The sequence below is a fragment of the Corallincola spongiicola genome (assembly GCF_004284785.1).
GTDB lineage: Bacteria > Pseudomonadota > Gammaproteobacteria > Enterobacterales > Neiellaceae > Corallincola > Corallincola holothuriorum.
Genome location: NZ_SHLY01000001.1, coordinates 250,986 through 273,000, shown reverse-complemented (window position 1 = coordinate 273,000; position 22,015 = coordinate 250,986). Strand labels below are relative to the sequence as shown.

The window sequence follows — 22,015 nt, the reverse complement described above, 5'->3', positions numbered from 1 at the left end:
GAAGTCAATGACGCAGCTGATTAATGGTTTTTTCCTTTGATCTATGTCTAAACCAAGAGCAGCATTGAAACAGAAAAGCGGGGATTGGAAGACCTTGGTTCCGCTAAACACACAACTAACACCGCTCAATTTAACTGCCACTGTCGCTACCCAAGCTGGCGACAAAACCCTCGACCGGAAGCTGCAGAAATATCGGTTCTAATGCTTCAATAAGATCTTCGCCGAATCCCCCTGCCGGCTTTGCTGGACACCCATCTCGCACCGATTTAACAAACGTATCTGAAATTCTGATCGAGCTCACTTTTAACATCAGAAAATCATCAACATTTAGCTACCGCGTCGGGGGTGTCCTGCTAACCGTCGTTTTTAACTACCAGTTTTGTCCGGGCATCCTTTGAGATACGCCGCATAAAATGCATCACCTGCTTTCTTAGCCTTATCCTTCATCACTACCGTTTTATCCCATATCTCAAGTTTTTCCACACACTTGGCTTTGTGCTCAATCAACGCACTAAAGATAGAGATCTGGGCGGATTGGTCGTTTCCATCAGCAAAGAATACAGACCATACGAGTGGTGAACGGCCTAGCTCATCAGTAAATGCCTCCGGATCGGCACCATTAGACAGAAGCAGTGATACAACTTCCGCATGACCTTTCTTAACCGACCGGTTGAGCGCTGTCATCTCACCAGCGTCTCCTAAATTGGGATTGGCTTTGTGCTTAAGAAGCAAGCGCACAACCTCAACATGGCCGTTACGACTAGCGGCGATAAGTGCCGTTCTATCCCATCCTGAATACTGATCGACGAAATTAATGTTTGCGCCAGCATCTAATAACGCTTTGACTTCATTCAGATCGCCATCACTTGCTGCAGTAACCAGCTCATCGCTTGCATTCACTGTGAGCGGCAAACTAATAACCGCAAATATGACTAACTTACGTATGTGGCAGATAAAGCGAGAACAGTTCATTGGTGTGTCCATTATTAACTCGAATTAGCGTCAATTCTAAATCAACATCCAGTGAGCGCAAAGCACGCTGAATAAACGTAACTAAAAGCTCAGCGAATGAAGGATCTTCTGGCACCATCCCTCATCAAGTAGCCAATGCACCTAAAAACCTAATAGTGCATACCTTGCACAAAAGAAATAATCACGACTTAACGATCTCATGGGGGCTGGGTGATGTAAGCTCCTTGAGCGAATTCATCACTCACAGCGATGGCGAATAAAACATCTCAGAAAAATTACGTTACGAGGGGTCGTCCCGCATCCCAAAATAACTGCACCAACGGTACTTACTCGCTCTGAACCACTAGATTTTCAGCTACTGCCTTTATGTAAAGGCCAAATAGCGAGAGCGCTGTGAACACAGCGATTCCAAGGCCGACGATATCAAAGTGATAGTAAGTGACACCTGTTTGCAAGCTCATGACTGGAATGAGCATAGCGGCCAGATTCAGCTTCCATGCCACCGCACTTATCGGCGTGGTTTTGGTGACAAAATACAGCCAAATCGTCGTAATAACGATAACCGGTGTTGTAATGATCAGGTGAATGAGCAATTGCATGCCACCCGGGTCGTGAGCCACTAGCCAGCCGTGCAGTGACAGATAGATAACAGCAGCATAAACAAGATTACAGATTGAGACGGCAATGGCTGCGGTTAGATTTAGCATATGTCCCTTTTCTATTGTAGAAGGGAAATCTCCTCCTTGGCCGGAGTGAATTTTCCCTGCCATCACTCATGAATCAAACCACTCTACCAGCTATTTAACTGCTAAAACAACCAGTTACAACACACTTTAGTCTGTTCTCATCGCTAAAAATGGATAACTTTGTAGCTATGTTGATATCCATTCGCAATCACCCTAGTAGCGACGGAAAAATACGGGTTTGGTTCATGGGTTCAAATCAACATACGAATAGCAACCATTCTAACCTAGATTATCAAACAGGTTATTTTTCAATTGTTTAATGGCAGTTCTCTGCAGCCCTAGCTACTTTTATAACTGGCTATCAATTCCTACTAATTTCCGGAGGCTCAATGCGCGGCGACACAGATATCATCAGCTGTTTAAATCAGGTTTTAACCACTGAACTGACCTCAATTAATCAGTACTTTCTCCATGCTCGGATGTTTAAGAACTGGGGGCTGTCAGCGCTGAATGAGAAGGCTTATAAGAAGTCGATTAAGGATATGAAGCAAGCCGATGCGCTGATTGAACGCGTACTGTTTTTGGAGGGGTTACCTAACTTGCAGAAGCTGGCACATCTAAGGATCGGTGAGCACACCGAAGAGATGATCAGCTGCGACATGGAGCTGGAGCATGACCAACTGATCCAGCTACGCTCTGCTATCTCTTTGTGTGAAACAAAGAAGGATTATGTCAGCCGTCAGTTGCTTGAAGAGATCCTTGAGGATGAAGAGGAGTATCTTGATTGGCTAGAAACCCAGCAGCACTTGATAAAAGAGATCGGTCTCGAAAACTACCAACAAGCCCAGCTTTAGCAGCGGATAAGGAGAACAAAGATGAAAGGTAATGCAAAAGTCATCGGCGCACTAAATACCCTACTCGCGGCTGAACTAACCGCAATGGATCAGTATTTTATTCACTCTCGCATGTATCAGGACTGGGGCTTGGAAAAACTGTACGAACGCATCGCCCATGAGTTTGAAGATGAGAAAGGCCATGCTTCGTTGCTGATTGAACGCATTTTGTTTTTGGAAGGTGTGCCCTGCATGACCAAGCGTGACGGCCTGCGCATTGGCAGCAACGTAGAAGAGATGCTGCAAAACGACCTGCAACTTGAGTACGATGTCGCCACCAGTCTAAAAGCAGCGATCGCGCTGTCTGAAGCAGAGCAGGATTATCAAAGTCGTGAGATCCTGGAAAAGCTGTTAGAAGACACCGAAGAAGATCACGCTTACTGGCTGGAGCAACAGCTGGGATTGATCAAGCGAATTGGCTTACAGAACTATCAGCAATCGCAAATGGCGTAATTTTAGTCGCAAAATAGCGGCTGCAAAGAAAAAAACAGGCTTAACCGCCTGTTTTTTTGGGTAAAAACCGGCGGACTCATCGCTCTTATAAAACACAATATGCTTATCTAACGTAAAAAAGCCCCGACCAAGGTCGAGGCTAATATTTGATAAGACAAACCTCAGAGCTAAGCGGAATGTCTCTTTCTTGCAAAAGCAAACCCTGCGACGGCTAAACCTAGCAAAGCGATACTAGCAGGCGCAGGAACTGTGGCAGAGTTCCACTGAATATTATCTACACCGTATGGGTTAAATCCGCTACCGAAGCCCATCCAGCGCACTTCATCCACCGCTGTCGAAAGCGCTAGCGTTGACCATGAATTTACCGCACCAAAAGTAATATCCAAGGTTTGTACTAATGCACCGTCCAACCAACCTTCGACGGTAAACGTGTCGCCATCGTTGGAACCGCTGGAACGTGATGCATCAAGAGAAAAACCTGTGACGTCTGATGAGAACAACATGGTAAGCCCATCACTCGCACCGTTAAAGCCTGAAAAAATACTGCCGTTAGTCCCTTCTAAGTCCCAATTACCAGGGTCTCCATTGGCTAGTCCGCCCCAGGTACTGCCGTCATCTGTGGCGACAAAAGTCACGCCAAGATAGTCATACCTTGCTGATGCAAGCGGCCCATTAGCATTATCTGCAGCAAACTCGTCAAACGTGATAACCCCAGCATTCGCAGTCCCAGCGAGTAACAGCGAGAGTATAAAAACAGCCTTGTTCATGTTTAGCCCTCCAAGTTTAATTAGGTCAAAAAACACGCAAAACCTGAACCAATCTCACAACCTATTGTTTAGTGGCGCTTTTACAATATGGCTACACGATCATCTGATGAGAATGTAAAAAGGTTCGACACTATTTTTAACCGATTGGCACGACAAGAGAGGGACAGATTCTCTACCCCCAACCTGAGGCCCTGCAATCCGTAAGAACTAAAGTGCTGTGATAGACAATCGCTCGCCACTTAGTTCTACCTAGCGCTATAACCGGCTAGCCAGTTAGTCAATGAAAGATAATGCGTCAAAAATATACCCACCATTACCCTTTGCTTTATAAGACAAAAACATTTTTAGTCAATTTTTTGACGCAAACACAACCTTTCGGCATACTCAGTAATCTGACCACTTCAGCATTGTAGTTTCTGTGGGTTGTATTCCGGATTTGCTGTCGTGATCGACTGACGAAAAGTCGTCCACCTTGGTCCTTTACGAAGGGCTCAGCCAATAATAGGAACATAATAATGAATAACGGGATACTAAAGGCACTGTGCCTTTTAAGCCTGCTGATTGGTCAATTTGCGTACGCCGCTCAAAATAACGGGATCGACCTATCCGCAGGCCCTGCTCCTTACGAAAACTTATTCGCCCGCAGCCATTCAATGGTGGTTGCTGCAGTAGATCCTGATGAATGTGACACTACAGCAGAGTGTCGCGCCCAGTATGGCGATGAAGCCTATGACTGCGTTAACTCCTACTCAAACGAAAGCTATTGTCAATGCAATGACGGTGTATGCAGTGAGTTGAGTGAGCCAGACGCGCCAGCGCAAGAGCAACCACAGTTAGGTGATGAGTGCGACACCACGGCACAGTGCAAAAATATATATGGCGACACCGCTTACGATTGTGTCAACTCACAATCAGACCAAAGCTATTGCCAATGTGATGATGGCGTATGTAGTGAACTAAATGAGCCGGATGAACCACCAGTAGAAGAAGAACCCGATTATGGGGATGAGTGCGACACCACAGCACAGTGTAAAAACATTTACGGCCAGAGCGCCAATGACTGTGTTAATTCGCGCTCCGATCAAAGCTACTGCCAATGCGGCAATGAAGTGTGTCGTGATATGGATGGCGACACGGATCCTGAACCAGATCCTGATCCAACCCCTGACGGTGAGGAAGAGGTAACCGGTGAGATGCGCCAGTGGCACAAAGTGACAATCACCTTTGACGGCCCGAATAGCAGCGAGACAGCGTCTACCAACCCATTTACCGACTACCGTATGGATGTCACTTTCAGCAACGGCGACAACTATTTTGTCGTGCCCGGTTACTACGCCGCCGATGGTAAAGCAGCTAACAGCGGCGCTTCTTCTGGTAACAAGTGGCGCGTCCATTTTTCCCCGAATGTAACGGGTACCTGGGATTACTCAGTCTCTTTCCGCAAAGGTAAAAATGTTGTCTTTGAAAATGATCGATATGCTGGTCAGTCTGGCGGTGATATCGACGGTGTAGAAGGCAGCTTTGATATTGCTAAGAGCAATAAAACAGGCCGAGACTTCCGCGGTAAAGGCCTTTTGGCATATGTAGATGGCCGCTACCTCCGCTTCGCTGGCACCGGCGAATACTTCCTCAAGCAAGGGGCTGACTCACCAGAGAACCTGCTGGCTTACGCAGACTTTGATGGCGGTTTTAAATCTGACGGTAAAAAAGACCACCTGATTAAACAGTGGACACCGCACGTTGCTGATTGGAAGAACGGTGATCCCACCTGGAAGAATGGTAAAGGTAAAGGCCTGATTGGTGCGGTGAACTATATCGCCAGCGAAGGCCTGAATGCGATGTCGTTCCTAACCATGAATATCAATGGTGATGACCAAAACGTATTCCCTTACACCAGCTACGGTGAGCGTTACCGTATGGACGTTTCTCGCCTGGATCAGTGGGAGATCGTTTTTGCTCACATGCAAAGTAAAGGGATCTTTCTCCACTTTAAGACTCAGGAAACTGAAAATGATCAGCTACTAGATGGTGGCAATTTAGGTAACCAACGTAAACTCTACTATCGAGAGCTGATTGCACGATTTGGTCACAACCTGGCACTGAACTGGAATTTAGGCGAAGAAACGACCCAGACCACGGCTCAGTTGAAATCGATGGCCAAGTTCTTTGCCGATAATGACCCATACCAGCACCCGGTGGTATTGCACACCTACCCTGGTGAGAAAGAAAAGCGCTATGCGCCACTGTTAGGCAACGCATCTAAGCTGCATGGTCTTTCAATGCAGATGAGCAAAGCTAACTTTAGTGATGTGCATAGCCAGGTGGTTGAATGGGTGCGCCGATCTAATGAAAGTGGCAGAGACTGGGTTGTTTCTGTCGATGAGCCTGGTGATGCTTCCCATGCCATGCGTCCAGACAATGATGCCGGTAACAGCCATGTTGATGGTCGTAAGAATGGCCTCTGGGGCACATTTATGGGCGGTGGCACAGGTAACGAATGGTACTTCGGTTATAGCCATGCCCACTCAGATTTAAGCCTGCAGGACTTCCGCAGCCGTGACAAATGGTGGGATGTAGCACGTTATGCATTGGAATTTTTCAATAACAACGATATTCCATTCTGGAATATGAAAAATGACAACAATATCAGCACCAACGCTAATGACTATGGATTCTATAAGCATAACGACACGTACGTTGTGTACCTCAAACAGGGCGGCACAACAGAGCTGAACCTGAACGGCACGCAAGGTAGCTTCAACGTCTACTGGTATAACCCTCGCAGCGGCGGCGCTTTGCAGCAAGGCTCGGTGAAAAGTGTCTCTGCCGGTGGTTATCGTGCGTTGGGGAATGCTCCGTCTAGCAGTAACTCGGACTGGGTGATCTTAGTACGTAAAGGTGATGACTCTGCACCGGTTGAGCCTGATAACGGCCTATTCATTGAGAAAGATGGTCTTGTTATCATGGAAACAGAAAGCACTAAATCAAACCTTGGTAAGTGGCAGAAAAAGCAGTCTGTTTCTGGCTTTACCGGCAGCGGCCATATCGAGTTTACGGGCAATGGCTCAAACGGTGGCCCAGCCACTTCCCCGCTGACTTATACCTTTAAGGTATCTAAAGCAGGTGATTACCAGCTGTATATCCGAGCGCACAAACGCTTAGATGGCCAGCCTAGTGATAAAAACAACGACGGCTATGTGCGCATGGTGGGTGACTTTAGCGCAGGTGCCGGCGGTGCAGACCTGGCTGTTCTGAAGAAGGACACCAAGCTTTATGGCGGTAACGCGTCAGGCTGGGGTTGGGCACGTAAACTAAACCCGTCCCATGACGAACACCTGAACCCAGTTTATAAGTTGAAGGCTAATACCGAGTATTCACTGATTGTCAGCGGTCGCTCTATCAAATGGAACATCGACCGACTGGTGCTTAGACACAACAGTGTGAGTGAATCAGAAGCGTTAAACACTTCTTTACCTGAAACTAAGTAACCCCCCCTTTGCAAAGCACTAGCAAATATTTTGCTAGTGCTTTTATTTATACCGCTAAACAACAACGATTTTTGATGCGTTAAGACAAGGGTTCAATACCACCTCGTCTTACGCGCCCCCATATAAACAACCCCATCATGCGACGAACAGCCTTACTCCTTCAGAGAGTGACCGTAGCCATCGGCATGCGGCACTAGACTAATCAGTTTCTGGAAATGTGAATAGGTCTTGAACGCTGTGTTCTATTTGGTTCAGCGGCAAAAGGCGACGCTTCTGGATCGGCTTCTAACTCGGTTGCTGCAGCATGTTCTGGTGATTTCTGCCACAAATCACCGATAGGATCTTGGTCCAGCTGCACCTCATCGATATCTTCTGCTTCAGGCTCTAATTCCCAGGAATACTTCTTCTCTTCTGGCTTGGGATCCCAGCGCCAGAACAGCAGCGCTGATACGAGGCCGCCAATGCCACCAAACAGGTGATATTCAAAACTAATACCCGGCTCGCGGGGGAATACAGTCAACAACATGCCACCAAACATAAAGAAGGCGATCATCATCAAAGCGATAGAGCGTTTATCACGACGAAACAGGCTGACAAAAAACAGGTAGAAGAACAGCCCATGGGTAAGGCCACTGGCACCAAAGTGATAGCTTTCCCTGCCCCACAGCCAGACTCCTAACCCGGACACGATCCAGACGATGCCAAGCACCCACCAGCGGGATCGAGGGTAGCCATAAAGCAGCGCAGATCCCAGCACCATCAAACCAACGCTGTTGGCAGAGATGTGAGCAATAGAGCCATGAATAAGCGGGCCGGTGAATACACCAATAAAACCACTAGCGGTGCTGGGGTAAACGCCCAAGTTGTGTAGGTTCCAGCCAAGCAGTAACTCCCCCAGTTTTAATAACCAGAGAAAGCCAACAAAAATGGCGGTGACGGTAATGGCGTGACCTAAGGAATCGCTTCTCTTCATAACTATAACGTGGGGGCATTTATCTGTAGAAAAAGCCCCCGGCCAAAAATCAGTGATACTGACTAGACCTGTTACGAACCTATTTTCTGACAGAATTTAGTCAGTCGCCCGCAACAACGCTAACCGCCCCATGCACCATCTAGCCCCGATTCAGCAGCCGGCACAGCACAACATGGGCGATCATGGCAGTTAATATCGCATTTAACGGCACGATACTGAATATCCCCTCTGCTGGCGAAATCACTGAGGCGCCAATGGCCAAGCCCCATGCGATCATCGCGCCCCAGTTGACTGAACGAAAATCATGGCTGGCAGGAGATGGATATTGCCCACGGCAGCGCAAGTAAAAGTCAGCAATGATGATGCCGCCAATGGGAGGCAATGACACACTTAAAAACACCAGCCAATCGACAAAATTGTTGTACAGCCACTCCGCCAATAACGTACCAATAACCCCTGCGGCGATCACCAGGTGCACACGCTTAAGGCCTGTGAGGTTGGTCAAACCTAACCCCGCTGCATACAAGGCGTTATCATTTGTGGTCCAGATATTCAGTACCAATAGAAAGATCCCCGCCCCCAATAATCCTTGCAGAGCCAACACTTCGGCAATGTCTGCCACACCTGTGGCCATGGCGCCAACGGCACCGAAGATAAACATCAAACTATTACCAAAAGTGAAGCCGATGATAGTCGCGGCAACGCCGATTTTTCGAGTTTTGGCATAGCGCACAAAATCTGGCGTGAGTGTCGCGCCACTGATAAAAGAGCCGACTGCAAGGGCAATACCCACGGCAAAAGTTAGGCTAGCCGTAGGCTCAACGTCCATCAGCGCCTGCAAACCACCCGGCGTATCAGAAATAGCCGTGCCAACGGAGGTCAAACCCAACAACAAGATGGCTGGTACCGCGACGACACTCAGCCACTCGATCGCTTTAAAGCCGACCACAACGGTATAGGTCATCACGATACCGCCGCCGACAATCAATGGCAGGTTAGGCACATCGATAAACTTGTTGATCGGGTAAGCGAACATCGCCACCCCCACGCCAAACCAACCAATTTGGGTGAACGCGAGCATAAATGAAGGTAACTTTGAGCCATTAACGCCAAAGGCATAGCGGGAGAGTACGTGGGTCGAGAGGTTGGTTTTTGCGGCGGCATACCCAAGCAAAGCGCCGTAGACGCCAAGGATCAAGTTTCCCAACAAGATCACTACGATCAGATCCGGCCACAACTTAAAGCCCTGCCCCAATTTGCCACCGGTCCACATACTGGCAGCAAAGAAGGTAAAACCAAGCATAACGGCTGACATCGCCAGTAACCCACGACGCGCATTTTCCGGCACCGGTTGTTGGGCAAAATCCTCATGACTTGTAGCAAAGTCGTGTTCACTGTCATTAGGCGTTGGCGCTTGAGTGCTGTTGGACATTTAAGTAACTCCTATGGCATTCAAATTGGGATGGATAAGTTACGGCCGCAAAGCCACTACCTGCGTTCGGCTACCCAGACTAAAAAAGCCCTTTACTAAAATTCACCTCGGTTTGGCTATCACCCAGTGTTAACTGTGGCTGAACCGGTGCCGTCTGCGATATCACCCGACCGCGACGCACCACAAACAAACGCGCCGGACGGAGCTGGATCGCTTCGATGGCGCTATTAGCCTGTAAAATGACCAAGTCAGCGTGACAACCGGGCTCCAAGCCGTAATCCCGTAATCCCATAGTTTTGGCACCGCTCACTGTGACCGCATCAAAGGCATGCTGCATGCCTTGTAAACTGGTCATCTGACCAATATGCATTCCCATATGTGCCACATCCAGCATGTCGTGGGTGCCCATGCTGTACCAAGGATCCATTACGCAATCATGGCCAAACGCAACATTCACGCCAGCGGCAATAAGCTCAGGAACTCGGGTCATACCTCGACGTTTCGGATAGCTGTCGTGCCGTCCCTGCAAGGTAATATTAATTAACGGGTTAGCGACTACATGCACTTCCGCTTCGCGGATCAGTGGTATCAGTTTACTCACGTAGTAATTATCCATGGAGTGCATGGAGGTGAGGTGTGAGCCTGTTACCCTGCCCTGTAAGCCAAGGCGCTGAGTTTCACACGCTAGGGTTTCAATATGCCGAGACATCGGATCGTCACTTTCATCGCAATGCATGTCGACCATTAAACCGCGCTCTACGGCGAGTGCGCACAGTTGCTTGATTGACTCTGCGCCGTCTGCCATGGTGCGCTCAAAATGGGGGATGCCACCTATCACATCGACGCCTCGGTCCAGCGCACGTTTTAGATTTTCAGCGGAGCGGGGGTAGCGCAGATAACCGTCTTGTGGAAAAGCCACCAATTGCAGGTCGATGTAAGATTTCATCTCTTCACGCACTTCAAGTAACGCATCGACGGCCAGCAAGCTGTCATCACAGATGTCGACATGACTTCGGATAGCCAACGTGCCACGAGCAATCGACCATTGACACATTGCCAACGCCCTTTGTTTGATCGCATCAAACGTGAGTTGCGGTTTTAGCTCACCCCATAGGGCGATCCCTTCCAGCAGAGTGCCGCTCTGATTGAGGCGCGGCTGGCCAAGGCTCAACGCTGAATCCATATGAAAGTGGCTGTCAACGAATGGCGGGCAAGCAAAGGCACCGTTACCATCGATCTCGTTTACCGCTGACGCTGCAATATCCTTTCTAACCTCAACAATCTTGCCATCAGCAATCGCGATATCAACGCCCTGCTGGCCATCGGGCAGATTGACTCTGCGAATGAGTAGATCAAACATAGCGGTTTCCTGTCGGTACTTTTCGCTGCAAAACAATCGGTTGTACTTTACTCTCCCCAGTGTTGATGCTCTTACGTTTCATATCCAGAAAAAGCTGGATGAAATCAAAAAAAGTTAGGTTCTATGGCTCGGCGTGGCACTAACTGCGGCCTTAACCACAAAATTAGAGTGGGTTAATTGCTATAAAACGCTGCTAAAAAGCAGTAGAAGGCCCACACATGATAAATACATTTGTCCATTCGCAGCCTAATCACGAAGGCTTTTTCGGTGACTTCGGCGGTAGCTTTATTCCCGAACGACTCCAAGCCATCATCGACGAGATCACTCAGGCGTATCAGGCCATTCGCCAAGATCCTGAATTTTTAGCTGAGCTGGCGCGGCTATATAAACACTTTGTTGGACGCCCAAGCCCGATTTTTCATGCGCAAAATTTATCAATGAAATATGGCGCAGACATCTACCTTAAACGTGAAGATCTGAACCACACGGGTGCCCACAAAATTAATCATTGTCTGGGCGAAGCCCTGCTAGCAAAAAAGATGGGTAAGGCCAAATTGATCGCTGAAACCGGCGCTGGACAACACGGTGTTGCACTGGCAACAGCGGCCGCTCTGGTTGGCCTGAAATGCGATATATATATGGGCGAAGTTGATATTGCCAAAGAGTATCCCAACGTGGTGCGCATGCGGATCTTAGGTGCCAAGGTAATACCCGCAACTCACGGTCGTAAAACCCTGAAAGAAGCCGTAGATGCCGCATTTGACGCCTATATGACAGATCCTGTCAGTCAGTTTTATGCCATCGGCTCGGTTGTTGGCCCCCACCCTTTCCCTATGATGGTTAGAGATTTCCAATCTATTATCGGTAATGAAGCAAGAGAGCAGTTTCTGCAGATGGAAGGCTGCTTACCAGACAACTTGGTTGCCTGTGTTGGCGGAGGCTCCAACGCTGTCGGTTTGTTTACTGCGTTTTTAAAGGATGAGGCAGTGGCGATGCACGGCATCGAACCAGGCGGCCGCACCCTCAACGAACCGGGCGAACATGCCGCGACATTAACCTTGGGAACCCCTGGGGTGATGCATGGTTTTAAATCGTATATGTTGCAAGATGATGAAGGCGAGCCTGGGCAAGTTTACTCAGTGGCCAGTGGTTTGGACTACCCATCGGTAGGACCACAACATGCCTATCTAAAAGAGCTGGGGCGGGTGAACTACGACACCATCAGCGATGACGAAGCGATTGAGGCTTTCTTTGAGCTATCTCGACTGGAAGGCATTATCCCAGCAATAGAATCGGCTCACGCCGTAGCTTATGCGATTAAACTCGCCAAGCATGGCGAAGATGGTAGCATACTGCTTAACCTGTCTGGCCGTGGCGACAAAGATATCGATTTCGTGGTGGCAAATTACGGTGAAAAATTTGGTATTGAGGAGATAACTTAAACCGCAACGGCGTATAGAATATACCGTCAGCGGTTTGATTAAAAAAACAGTAAAAAACGGCGCTAAAAAGCGCCGTTTTTTATTGTTTTAGTGCCACGCTATAGAGCAGAGGTACTAAACAAACTACACCAACTTACGGCGAGCTGCTCCCATCCCTACCAAGGCTGCAACCAGCAACAGTAAGGTTGCTGGCGCTGGAACAGAGGCAAGCGATTGCACATTGATGTTGTCAATGTTGACGCTCGACCGTATCAACAAAACATATATAAAAACACCATAAAAGATGATTAATACAGGCAAGCTCTCAGCTATTTACCGATAAAGGCGTGTTACTCATTAAGAAGGTCATTTGCAGCACCTAACCAATCAACCAGTCGTTCTCCAACTTCTGGTCGACTTAACAGCGCCAAATGGTTCATCGAGTAAAATGTATGGTGGTGACAATCTTCAAACGGCTGCGCTTTTTCAGCTAAATCATGATATCCCAAGGCACTGTTAAGCGGCACCAAGCCATCACCGACCAAGCGCTTAGCCAACGTACTGGCTTTTGATGCCGTTGTGGCTGCAACATTCAGACAGTTGACGCCTGTAGGCAATGCCACTGCCCGACAAGCATCTGAACGATGATGAAAGCGGTCTTCGCCATGCCACTCCTCTTCGAGCACTGTGCCATAACGCAGATCAGTTATCCCTGCACTTCGCAGTTTTGCCAGCCGGCTAAAAGGCGCAGTAAACGGCGTATGTAGCAAGCTTCGGTGCAACCAACTACCAATCAGCTCTAGCGGCGCGCCGTGGTGAGGAGTACCTAAGAAAATAATATGCTTGAGACACCGCTGCCACTTCATACCGCATTGCTCCGCATGGTAACAAGCACTTCTGATCACCAAGCCGCCCATGCTATGGGCTAGCACAGTTAAATCAGCAATTGACTCCGGCCAATGTGCATGAAGTCGCTCAAGCATCTCTGCCAGTTGCCGACCATTTTCATAAATGGGTAATCCGCTGTTATATCGCAGATAGATAGGTTGATAACCACAAGCTTGGCTGACTGTTTCACCATGATTAACGAGCCGCCCTTCATGCTGTTGTTGCCAATGGAGATCGTTTCGACACAAACCATGAACCATAAGTAGGATTTTGCCACCAGTAGAACTAAGCCCTGAGAACAATGCCTCGGTGCCCTCGGCATGTGAAAGGTCAATAAGTTCGCCATTCAACCGAAGCGTCATTGGTGTCGCAAACGGATTATCGGTTTGCTGCAACTGATCACCAATCACGCCGTTAAGCACGGCCATTAAATTCGCCCGTTTCGGTGACTCCTCTCCTTCAGCCACTGTTTGCAGAGGTAACGCATTGAGCAGTGATACTGCACCTTTACTTAAAACGGCCGTTGTACCGCGAATAGATTTGTACACTAAGCCTGTGATCCCACCTGTTGTATGCGGCGCTTTACCCCCTTTCACACCAAAGCTACTCCAAATAGCTTGATGCACCCCCTCAGCAATATGCGAAACCTGGGTAACGGCCAACGCTGACAGTTGGGTAGCCCCAATAAGATCTTTCACCTTTAAAGGCGACTTACCTGATTTTACATCCCCGTTTTTCATCTAGTTAACCTACTTATAGCAACCTATGACAAAGCGCCAGCAGTCAGTTTTGGGTTATCACTGTTATCGCCTAATTTAGAGCAATAACTCGGCTCACTCTATTGAGCATAGCAAGCCTTACAACTTAGCCGCGGAGAAGTTGGAATATAAAAAGAGAAAGCTGCACAACTGATGACTTAAAACAGATATAACAACGACACCCATGTTAGTGAGAGGGTCTAGTTACCTAGCATGAACATAAACCTTTACGCATAGCACACAGCCACAAATGCACCCTTGCAGTGCAAAAACATCAGAAAGCTACGATTTGCACCAATTTAGAACTCCATAAATACAAAGCAATCCTCTATCGCACCATATTGGTGCCAGTGTGATGCGGGTAGACTTAGCTAATCAGTTAACAAAGATCCGAACCGAGACTAAAACAATATATATATCAATCAGTTAAAAAATAATCTTCATCCCTGCAATATCAGTTCAAATTATGGTTCAAAAATTGCGTTACATCAGCAAACTGCGTCGTACGCGAAAACAGATCAAATGCAAAATCTTTAAATTATCCGGGGAATCAAATGAGCGGAAATCAAGCAAGGTTAATGGCTATCAGCAACATCACGAATGGTTCGGCGATGGATGTTTGCACACCGAAATTAATGAAAGACCTATGGGCATGTGACGTATTTGACTTCGCCAAAATGGAACAGTCGCTGTCTAAGAACGCCTTTAAAGCGATGAAGAAGACAGTCCAAACTGGCGCACCTCTTGAGCCAGCAACTGCCGACGTTGTTGCCGCAGCTATGAAAGACTGGGCCCACTCTAAAGGTGCCAAGTTCTTCTCTCACATCTTCTATCCAATGACCAACGCCACCGCAGAAAAACATGATGGCTTTATCATTACTAACTCTGATGGCCATGCAATTTCTGAATTCACAGGTAGCCTGCTGATCAAGGGCGAACCAGACGGCTCTTCATTCCCTAACGGTAGCCTGCGTATGACCAACGCTGCCCGTGGTTATACAGCATGGGATCCAACCAGCCCTGCTTACATCATGCACACGCCAAACGGCGCCACCCTGATGATCCCAAGCGTGTTCATGTCGTGGACTGGTGAAGCTCTGGATAAGAAGATCCCTCTGCTACGTTCAAACTCAGCCATGAACAAAGCGGCGCAAAAAGTGCTTTCACTGATGGGTGAAACTGAAATCGCCACATTGAACTCAAGCTGCGGTGCTGAGCAGGAATACTTCCTGGTCGATGAGAATTTCGCTGCCGCCCGTCCAGATCTGTTGTTAGCAGGTCGTACCCTGTTCGGCGCAGCCCCGGCGAAAGGTCAGCAGTTTGATGACCACTACTTCGGTGCTATCCCTGAGCGTGTTCAGGTGTATATGCAAGACGTAGAAAACACTCTGTATCGTCTCGGTATCCCAGCTAAAACACACCACAACGAAGTGGCCCCTGGCCAGTTTGAGATTGCCCCTTACTACGAAGCGGCTAACGTAGCTGCCGATCATCAGCAGTTGCTGATGACTGTGCTAAAAATCACGGCGAAGAAGCATGGCTTCCTGTGCTTGTTACACGAAAAACCATTTGCTGGTGTTAATGGCTCAGGTAAGCACGTTAACTGGTCTGTCGGTAACTCAACCCAGGGTAACTTGTTAGATCCAGGCTGTACGCCTGAGAAAAACCTCAACTTCCTGTTGTTCTGTGGTGCGGTTATTCGCGGCGTCCACAAATACGGTCCTTTACTGCGCGCAGTGATCGCATCTGCAGCTAACGACCACCGTTTGGGTGCCAACGAAGCACCTCCAGCGATCCTCTCTGTTTACCTCGGTGAGCAGTTAGAGAAAGTCTTTATGGATATTAAAGACGGCAACCTTAAACCAACAGTCAATGGCGGCCTGATGGACCTCGGTCTATCACAGATCCTGCATTTTGAACGTGATCCTGGTGACCGTAACCGTACTTCACCGTTCGCCTTCACCGGTAACCGTTTTGAATTCCGCGCAGTCGGCTCATCACAGTCGGTTTCCGGTCCATTGGTTGCAATGAACACCATGCTGGCCGATTCTCTCGATTGGATCGCTGAGAAGCTAGATGCAGAGCTAAGCAGCGGTGCAGACCAGACCACAGGCGTGATCAACGTACTGAAAGCCTTGATGGAAGAGCACGGTAACGCCGTGTTTGGTGGCGACGGTTATGCGACTGAATGGCACGAGAAAGCCGTTTCTGAGCGTGGTCTGAAGAACATCCCGACGACCGCCGATGCCCTACCTGCATTCCTTGATGAGTCAGTCAAAGATCTGTTCTCTAGTACCGGCGTATTAACACCGGTTGAACTGGAAAGCCGTTACGAAGTTTACTCGGAACAGTACATCCTCTCTATCGAAGTGGAAGCGAATTTGGTTGTAGATATCGCCACCACCTCTATCTACCCTGCAGCCATGAGCTACTTGTCAGAACTGACTGGTAGCATTGCAGGAGCATCAAGCATTGGCATTGAACTGGATACATCAGTTGCCAAGAAAGTGGCCTCCGACGCTAACGCCATGATGGCTGCCGTTAATAAACTTTCAGCTGCGTTGGAAAGCCACGACTTCCCATCTGTTGAAGCACACATGCAATATTGTGCCAATGACATTCGCTCACTGATGGACGAAGTACGTCTGTATGCAGACACGCTGGAGACGCAAGTTTCTGACGAGTTGTGGCCGCTGCCTAAGTACGCTGAAATGTTGTTCATCAAGTAATCGTAAACAACTATCGAAAACTAAAAAGCCGCAGTAATGCGGCTTTTTTATCGCTTATTTTTGCTGAAAATATTCATTAAAAAATCACCATACGTTTCGAACCACCGCAATCACACTCAACGTTCTATTACCGATAACTCTCAACTCGTGTCTGTTTTTAATGCTTCACCAAGGCAGCCAAATAGAACGCAAGAAAAATAATTTTCGTAAATAACCTTGAATCAAAAATTTTCCGCCCCTATCTCTTTAAGCACTGGTGAGAGGGCGAATATCGCGCTCACCGGTACCGACAACAATGTCATGTATTGCTTCTAATGGAGAATATAACTATGAACACTATCGATTTATCACCACTTTACCGTAACAGTATCGGCTTCGATCAATTTGCATCACTGCTGGATCGTGCGCTAAAAAGCGACAACAACAGTGCTGGTTACCCGCCATACAACATCGAGGTACTGGATGAAAACCAGTATGGTATCCAATTAGCTGTCGCCGGCTTCACGCTCGCTGAGCTGGATATCACGGTGGAGAAAAATGTACTAACGATCCGTGGTAACAAAGGTAAAGAAGAGGGTAAGAAATACCTCTACCAAGGCATTGCTCGCCGTGGATTTGAACGTAAATTCAACCTCGCTGACCACGTTGAAGTACGTGGTGCGGATCTGGAAAATGGCCTATTGATGGTACATCTGGTCAAAGAGATCCCAGAAGCGATGAAACCACGCAGTATCGCCATTAATTATAAAGACGCAGCAACATCGCAGCCGCGTTTGAACGAAGCGGAAGAGCAGCAGACCGTCACCATCGACGCCGCCTAATCAGTAAAGCAGCCGTCAATTATACGGCTGGTTATCTCTTCCTAATCAAGGGCTGCCTCTGCAGCCCTTTTTGCTATTGGTCTATTCTTGTAGCTGATATACAGGCGTGATAGTAAATATGAAACAAATGGTTCACTGCCCTCTCCACTTCTCAATCGGTTGTAGAAACAAAGCATGAAAAAAGGCCTAACGAAAACGTTTTCAAGTGAATATTTTCACCATATCTTGCGCAAAAACCGACGCTATTGGCTTATTACGCTTGTCTCATTGTTCTCAGGTTGTGCTGTTTACACCGGCCTGCATTACGACCAGCTTTACGGCTTTGCCGAGCCACAACCACGCTTGGTCAGCAAGCAAGATCCTGCAGCGCAACACTATTTAGATACCGTTCGCCCGATCATCGAAAAGCGCTGTGTTGCGTGTCATGCCTGTTACGATGCCCCTTGTCAGCTCAAACTATCCTCGGCGGAAGGGATCGACAGAGGCGCAAGTAAAGACCAAGTCTACGATGGCACACGTTTACTGGCCGATAAGCTCACCCGTATGTTTGTCGATGCGCAAACCACCGCCGAGTGGCGTGACAAGGCCTTTTATCCCGTCCTCAATGAGCGCGCACAAACAAAAGAAGCAAACCTAGAAGCCGGTGTGATGGCGCGTATGCTGCAGCTTAAGCAAGCACACCCGCTTCCTACAACCCCGCAATTAGACGCTGATAAATGGGACTTTGCTCTCGACCGCGATCAGCAATGCCCCGACATCGAACAGATGGCTAGCTATGAAAAAGATCATGCACTGTGGGGAATGCCCTACGGTTTACCGGCCATTCCCAAACCGGAACACGACATTTTGATCGACTGGCTGGCTAAAGGTGCCATCATGGCGACAATGCCAGAAGCCAATGCAACAGACGCGAAAAAAATTGAGCACTGGGAAGCTTTTCTTAATGGCGACGAACTGAAGCAGCAACTCACCAGTCGTTACCTCTACGAGCATCTATTCCTTTCATCACTCTATTTCGATGAGCCTGACACAACACCTCGTTATTATCGTATCGTGCGCTCAACCACACCTCCCGGCCAAGCCATTGAGCCTATCGCCACACGGCGTCCGTTTGATGATCCAAAAGTTAAACGGGTTTATTACCGCCTGATGCCGGATCGAGAAACTATCGTCGACAAAACCCACATGCCCTACCGCCTCGATGCTCAGCGACTTGAGAATTGGCAAACTTGGTTTATTGACAGTGATTATCAGGTATCTGCGCTACCCGGTTATCATCCTGACGTTGCATCCAACCCGATGCGGGCATTCCATGATCTACCCATTGATAGCCGCTACCGCTTCCTACTAGACGAAGCACAAAATACCATCATGAACTTTATTAAAGGCCCCGTTTGCCGGGGGCAGCTAGCACTCAATGTTATCAACGACCGATTCTGGGTGTTTTTTGTCGACCCGGACTTGATGAGATCAGCCAGGCTCAGTGAGTTTGTCAATGAACAGGCTGTTAACCTCGACCTTCCGGCAGAGAAAGACACCGTTGTATTACCACTCAGTAACTGGCTTAACTACAGCCACGCTGAACGCCGCTTTTTAAAAGCAAAAAGTGAGTTTATGAATAAGGTGTTTCAAGATGGAGAACATTTAACGCCAAACCTGATCTGGGATGGGGATGGGGTCAATCAAAACGCTTCGCTCACCATTATACGCCACTTCGACAGTGCCAGCGTCATGCAGGGGCTGGTGGGCAAGCCACCAAAAACAGCATGGATCATCGATTACACCCTGCTGGAAAGGATCCACTACCTGCTCACTGCTGGCTTTGACGTTTACGGTAATTTCGGCCACCAGTTACTCACCCGTATGTATATGGACTTCCTGCGAATGGAGGGCGAATCAAACTTCTTAACCTTGTTGCCCGAAGAGAGCCGCAGCAAGGCGCTTCAAAGCTGGTACCAAGGAGCAAGTAAAGAACTAAATGACTATCTGGATACAGGCGTTGGCCAATTCCATCAACCCACTGCGATCGACTACCGTACTGAAGATCCAAAAGCAGAACTATATGACTTACTGAAGCAACGCTTAGCGAAAGTACTTCCAGATAATTACGAAGTTGATAGCAGCCAATTGACCGAAACATCAAAAGCGTTATTGAAAAAACTAGAGGTAAATATCAGTGGTGATCGCGCCACCCTGTTTCCGGAGCTGACATTTATTATGATTGAGCAAACGGATCCAACCGCAGCACCTCAGCTATTCACCCTGATGCGCAACAGTGCGCATAAAAATGTCTCCAGTCTGTTTGACGAAACGGATAACCGTGACACAGCCAAAGACAACATGACCTTGATCCACGGTTTAGTCGGCAGCTACCCCAGCGCCTTTTGGCATTTGCAGGAATCCGATCTACCACAACTCGTAGACACTATCAGTGCCGTTGAATCAGAGTCAGGTTATCGGCAATTACTTGATCAATATGGAATACGGAGAACCGCTCAGGACTTTTGGAGTTTCAGCGATCGCCTTAATCAGCAGTATATACAGATGCGCCCAATTGAGGGCGGGCTGCTGGATTACAACCGTATCGAAAATCGTTAAATAGCCAGGAGGCTATTTAACGCACCAGTGAAATAGCAAACATGATCAGGCAGTTTAATCGCGGTTAGTCGTCGTGAACGATCTTACTCTTACGACGTAGACGATCACGAAAACGGCTTTTCGCTAACTGCTGCATATCTTCAGTGATATCTGTTTCATCAACAATTTCACGTCCTAACAGAGTTTCAATCACATCTTCCAGCGTCACGATACCTGCTGTTTGACCGTACTGATCCTCAACCAGAAACAGATGTTCTTTTCTGGAGATAAATAAGTCCAAGAGTTGTAAAACCGGCAGCTGCTCTGACACGCGATGAATTGGCTGAGCTAACTCCGCCAATATAGTATCCCCTTTGCCGTGTCGGGCTTGTTCCGACATCGCACGATGGTTCACTATACCAATAACATGATCGATACTCTCCTCATACACAGGAAAGCGGGTAAAGCGCTGTGTCAGCTCTTCGTTCAACGCATCAGTGACTGAACTCTGTTGGTTGAATGCATGCACGACTGTGCGTGGCGTCAGGATCTGCTGCGTAGTGCATTCCCTTAATCCAAGGATATTTTCAAGCAGCAAGCTCTCTTGTTTAGCAATAGCCCCGCCCTTATAACCCAAGGTGGTAAATGCCTGAATCTCTTCCCTACTGATACGATCCTGTTGGTCTTTACTAAACAAACCTGTGATATAGCTCGACAACCACACCAACGGAAACACCAGTTTTACCAGAAATGAAATGAGCCTGGCAGACGGATAGGCCAAGCTACGCCAGTGCGTCGCACCCAGTGTTTTTGGAATAATTTCGGAAAGATAAAGAATGGCTAAGGTCAGTAAGACGGCAATCAGGCTTTCCCATTTAGCGCCAAAAAGTTGCACAGCCTGCGCACCAACACCTGCCGCCCCCATGGTATGAGCAAAGGTGTTCAAGATGAGAATACTAGAGATGGAGTGCTCTATATTATCTTTTACTCTGGATAACGCCTTTCCCTTCGTCTGATCGGCCTGGCAAGCACTTTCAACATAACTAGGAGTAATCGATAGCAGCACCGCCTCCAAGACCGAACAGATAAACGAAACACCAATAGCTACAAATAGATAAATCAGCAGTAGAGTCATTAAAAATCTTTTAAATCCAATAAGAAACAGGTTGAAGAGCTACAACAGCAAAGGTTTCCCTCAGCGCCTGGAACGAAGTGAAGAGGCAAAGAATGCTGCTTTCCACAGGATACCAGCAAACAGAGATATACCGTTACTCTCCATTGCAGCAGGATAGATCAAAGCTGAGCAAAAATTGAATGAAATTTTTTGAAACAAACGACATAGCTGACGGCGTAAAACTTGGTAATAACCTACACAGGTTTAGGCAAGGGATACCCACTCTTGGCTATCACCATGAGACCTTCCATACCTCCAGGGCTCAAAAACATCACTTCCGTAAAACTTACTGCACAGGCAGTTTCTATAGTTTTTTGTAACAATCACCAACTATTTTCTATCTGAGCGAACAACCTAATAAAGGGTGAGCTAATGATGGGCGTGCTAATCAATACCTCCTGTTTGTTTAATTGAGATTAACATATAAAACCAATATATAATTAATCCTATTAATAAATAATAAGTTAATTAAAACCCATTGAATTACAAATACCGAAAACTAAACTGATCACGTTTAAAACGGATCGTATAGCATCAACATAAAAACTCACAAAATTAGTGAAGAAAAATATAAAAACAAAGTTAAACATTCAAAAACAAATTTAAAACAAAAATTTTTACCC

17 protein-coding genes are annotated in these 22,015 nt (G+C 47.7%); 7 read left to right on the top strand and 10 right to left on the bottom strand.

Annotated elements, in window-relative coordinates; genetic code table 11:
• Nucleotides 1-130: 130 nt before the first annotated feature.
• The 3 genes from EXY25_RS01135 to EXY25_RS01125 all read right to left on the bottom strand — a co-directional run bounded on the left by EXY25_RS01135 (nucleotide 131) and on the right by EXY25_RS01125 (nucleotide 1,742).
• Nucleotides 131-310, bottom strand: coding sequence for a hypothetical protein (locus tag EXY25_RS01135; RefSeq protein WP_114338580.1), 180 nt, complete (start codon nucleotides 308-310; stop codon nucleotides 131-133).
• Nucleotides 311-366: 56 nt separating this feature from the next.
• Nucleotides 367-972 (bottom strand): ankyrin repeat domain-containing protein, encoded by a 606-nt coding sequence (locus tag EXY25_RS01130; protein ID WP_158538043.1) that lies wholly within the window; start codon nucleotides 970-972, stop codon nucleotides 367-369.
• 326 nt (nucleotides 973-1,298) lie between these two features.
• Complete coding sequence (locus tag EXY25_RS01125; protein ID WP_130565423.1) at nucleotides 1,299-1,742, bottom strand: hypothetical protein; 444 nt, start codon at nucleotides 1,740-1,742, stop codon at nucleotides 1,299-1,301.
• 305 nt (nucleotides 1,743-2,047) lie between these two features.
• Here EXY25_RS01125 and bfr (EXY25_RS01120) point away from each other — a divergent pair, with 305 nt between their 5' ends.
• Nucleotides 2,048-2,512: a bacterioferritin gene (bfr, locus tag EXY25_RS01120; RefSeq protein WP_114338577.1), complete on the top strand. Its 465-nt coding sequence runs from the start codon at nucleotides 2,048-2,050 to the stop codon at nucleotides 2,510-2,512.
• 21 nt (nucleotides 2,513-2,533) lie between these two features.
• Complete coding sequence (bfr, locus tag EXY25_RS01115; protein ID WP_114338576.1) at nucleotides 2,534-3,004, top strand: bacterioferritin; 471 nt, start codon at nucleotides 2,534-2,536, stop codon at nucleotides 3,002-3,004.
• Nucleotides 3,005-3,171: 167 nt separating this feature from the next.
• On the opposite strand, the gene EXY25_RS01110 is transcribed toward bfr (EXY25_RS01115), so the two are convergent.
• Nucleotides 3,172-3,771, bottom strand: a complete 600-nt coding sequence (locus EXY25_RS01110; protein ID WP_114338575.1) for a PEP-CTERM sorting domain-containing protein — start codon at nucleotides 3,769-3,771, stop codon at nucleotides 3,172-3,174.
• Nucleotides 3,772-4,286: 515 nt separating this feature from the next.
• Between EXY25_RS01110 and EXY25_RS01105 the strand changes: the two genes are divergently transcribed.
• Nucleotides 4,287-7,259 carry a DUF5060 domain-containing protein gene (locus tag EXY25_RS01105; RefSeq protein ID WP_207232082.1) on the top strand — a complete coding sequence of 991 codons (2,973 nt, stop codon included), beginning with the start codon at nucleotides 4,287-4,289 and terminating at the stop codon, nucleotides 7,257-7,259.
• A gap of 202 nt (nucleotides 7,260-7,461) precedes the next feature.
• Here EXY25_RS01105 and EXY25_RS01100 read toward each other — a convergent pair whose 3' ends face one another.
• The 3 genes from EXY25_RS01100 to EXY25_RS01090 all read right to left on the bottom strand — a co-directional run bounded on the left by EXY25_RS01100 (nucleotide 7,462) and on the right by EXY25_RS01090 (nucleotide 11,024).
• Nucleotides 7,462-8,232, bottom strand: a complete 771-nt coding sequence (locus tag EXY25_RS01100) for a rhomboid family intramembrane serine protease (protein ID WP_130565422.1) — start codon at nucleotides 8,230-8,232, stop codon at nucleotides 7,462-7,464.
• A gap of 139 nt (nucleotides 8,233-8,371) precedes the next feature.
• Complete coding sequence (gene codB / locus EXY25_RS01095) at nucleotides 8,372-9,664, bottom strand: cytosine permease (protein ID WP_130565421.1); 1,293 nt, start codon at nucleotides 9,662-9,664, stop codon at nucleotides 8,372-8,374.
• A 79-nt stretch (nucleotides 9,665-9,743) separates the two neighbouring features.
• Complete coding sequence (locus EXY25_RS01090; protein WP_130565420.1) at nucleotides 9,744-11,024, bottom strand: amidohydrolase family protein; 1,281 nt, start codon at nucleotides 11,022-11,024, stop codon at nucleotides 9,744-9,746.
• A gap of 218 nt (nucleotides 11,025-11,242) precedes the next feature.
• Between EXY25_RS01090 and trpB the strand changes: the two genes are divergently transcribed.
• Nucleotides 11,243-12,466 carry a tryptophan synthase subunit beta gene (gene trpB, locus EXY25_RS01085; RefSeq protein ID WP_130565419.1) on the top strand — a complete coding sequence of 408 codons (1,224 nt, stop codon included), beginning with the start codon at nucleotides 11,243-11,245 and terminating at the stop codon, nucleotides 12,464-12,466.
• Nucleotides 12,467-12,589: 123 nt separating this feature from the next.
• Here the strand turns inward: trpB and EXY25_RS18990 are convergent, their stop codons facing one another.
• Both EXY25_RS18990 and EXY25_RS01075 read right to left on the bottom strand, forming a co-directional pair.
• Nucleotides 12,590-12,685 carry a PEP-CTERM sorting domain-containing protein gene (locus tag EXY25_RS18990; protein WP_425455746.1) on the bottom strand — a complete coding sequence of 32 codons (96 nt, stop codon included), beginning with the start codon at nucleotides 12,683-12,685 and terminating at the stop codon, nucleotides 12,590-12,592.
• Between the two features lie 110 nt (nucleotides 12,686-12,795).
• Nucleotides 12,796-14,073 carry an esterase/lipase family protein gene (locus EXY25_RS01075; RefSeq protein ID WP_130565418.1) on the bottom strand — a complete coding sequence of 426 codons (1,278 nt, stop codon included), beginning with the start codon at nucleotides 14,071-14,073 and terminating at the stop codon, nucleotides 12,796-12,798.
• Between the two features lie 572 nt (nucleotides 14,074-14,645).
• On the opposite strand from EXY25_RS01075, the gene EXY25_RS01070 reads away from it, so the two are divergent.
• The 3 genes from EXY25_RS01070 to EXY25_RS01060 all read left to right on the top strand — a co-directional run bounded on the left by EXY25_RS01070 (nucleotide 14,646) and on the right by EXY25_RS01060 (nucleotide 20,239).
• Nucleotides 14,646-16,820, top strand: a complete 2,175-nt coding sequence (locus EXY25_RS01070; RefSeq protein ID WP_130565417.1) for a glutamine synthetase III family protein — start codon at nucleotides 14,646-14,648, stop codon at nucleotides 16,818-16,820.
• 329 nt (nucleotides 16,821-17,149) lie between these two features.
• The gene (locus EXY25_RS01065; RefSeq protein WP_114338567.1) at nucleotides 17,150-17,641 is read left to right on the top strand and encodes an Hsp20 family protein; all 492 of its coding nucleotides are present in this window, start codon (nucleotides 17,150-17,152) and stop codon (nucleotides 17,639-17,641) included.
• Nucleotides 17,642-17,815: 174 nt separating this feature from the next.
• Nucleotides 17,816-20,239 carry a fatty acid cis/trans isomerase gene (locus EXY25_RS01060; RefSeq protein ID WP_130565416.1) on the top strand — a complete coding sequence of 808 codons (2,424 nt, stop codon included), beginning with the start codon at nucleotides 17,816-17,818 and terminating at the stop codon, nucleotides 20,237-20,239.
• A 64-nt stretch (nucleotides 20,240-20,303) separates the two neighbouring features.
• Here the strand turns inward: EXY25_RS01060 and EXY25_RS01055 are convergent, their stop codons facing one another.
• Complete coding sequence (locus tag EXY25_RS01055; RefSeq protein ID WP_114338565.1) at nucleotides 20,304-21,353, bottom strand: CNNM domain-containing protein; 1,050 nt, start codon at nucleotides 21,351-21,353, stop codon at nucleotides 20,304-20,306.
• Nucleotides 21,354-22,015 lie beyond the last annotated feature (662 nt).

Excerpts from the sequence above, each read along its gene's own strand:
- EXY25_RS01125 (WP_130565423.1), bottom strand. The coding sequence starts at position 1,742 with ATGGCAGGGAAAATTCACTCCGGCCAAGGAGGAGATTTCCCTTCTACA.
- bfr (WP_114338576.1), top strand. The coding sequence starts at position 2,534 with ATGAAAGGTAATGCAAAAGTCATCGGCGCACTAAATACCCTACTCGCG.
- EXY25_RS01090 (WP_130565420.1), bottom strand. The coding sequence starts at position 11,024 with ATGTTTGATCTACTCATTCGCAGAGTCAATCTGCCCGATGGCCAGCAG.
- trpB (WP_130565419.1), top strand. The coding sequence starts at position 11,243 with ATGATAAATACATTTGTCCATTCGCAGCCTAATCACGAAGGCTTTTTC.
- EXY25_RS01075 (WP_130565418.1), bottom strand. The coding sequence starts at position 14,073 with ATGAAAAACGGGGATGTAAAATCAGGTAAGTCGCCTTTAAAGGTGAAA.
- EXY25_RS01100 (WP_130565422.1), bottom strand. The coding sequence starts at position 8,232 with ATGAAGAGAAGCGATTCCTTAGGTCACGCCATTACCGTCACCGCCATT.
- EXY25_RS01105 (WP_207232082.1), top strand. The coding sequence starts at position 4,287 with ATGAATAACGGGATACTAAAGGCACTGTGCCTTTTAAGCCTGCTGATT.
- EXY25_RS01110 (WP_114338575.1), bottom strand. The coding sequence starts at position 3,771 with ATGAACAAGGCTGTTTTTATACTCTCGCTGTTACTCGCTGGGACTGCG.
- EXY25_RS01070 (WP_130565417.1), top strand. The coding sequence starts at position 14,646 with ATGAGCGGAAATCAAGCAAGGTTAATGGCTATCAGCAACATCACGAAT.
- EXY25_RS01065 (WP_114338567.1), top strand. The coding sequence starts at position 17,150 with ATGAACACTATCGATTTATCACCACTTTACCGTAACAGTATCGGCTTC.
- EXY25_RS01060 (WP_130565416.1), top strand. The coding sequence starts at position 17,816 with ATGAAAAAAGGCCTAACGAAAACGTTTTCAAGTGAATATTTTCACCAT.
- bfr (WP_114338577.1), top strand. The coding sequence starts at position 2,048 with ATGCGCGGCGACACAGATATCATCAGCTGTTTAAATCAGGTTTTAACC.
- EXY25_RS01135 (WP_114338580.1), bottom strand. The coding sequence starts at position 310 with ATGTTAAAAGTGAGCTCGATCAGAATTTCAGATACGTTTGTTAAATCG.
- EXY25_RS01055 (WP_114338565.1), bottom strand. The coding sequence starts at position 21,353 with ATGACTCTACTGCTGATTTATCTATTTGTAGCTATTGGTGTTTCGTTT.
- EXY25_RS01130 (WP_158538043.1), bottom strand. The coding sequence starts at position 972 with ATGAACTGTTCTCGCTTTATCTGCCACATACGTAAGTTAGTCATATTT.
- codB (WP_130565421.1), bottom strand. The coding sequence starts at position 9,664 with ATGTCCAACAGCACTCAAGCGCCAACGCCTAATGACAGTGAACACGAC.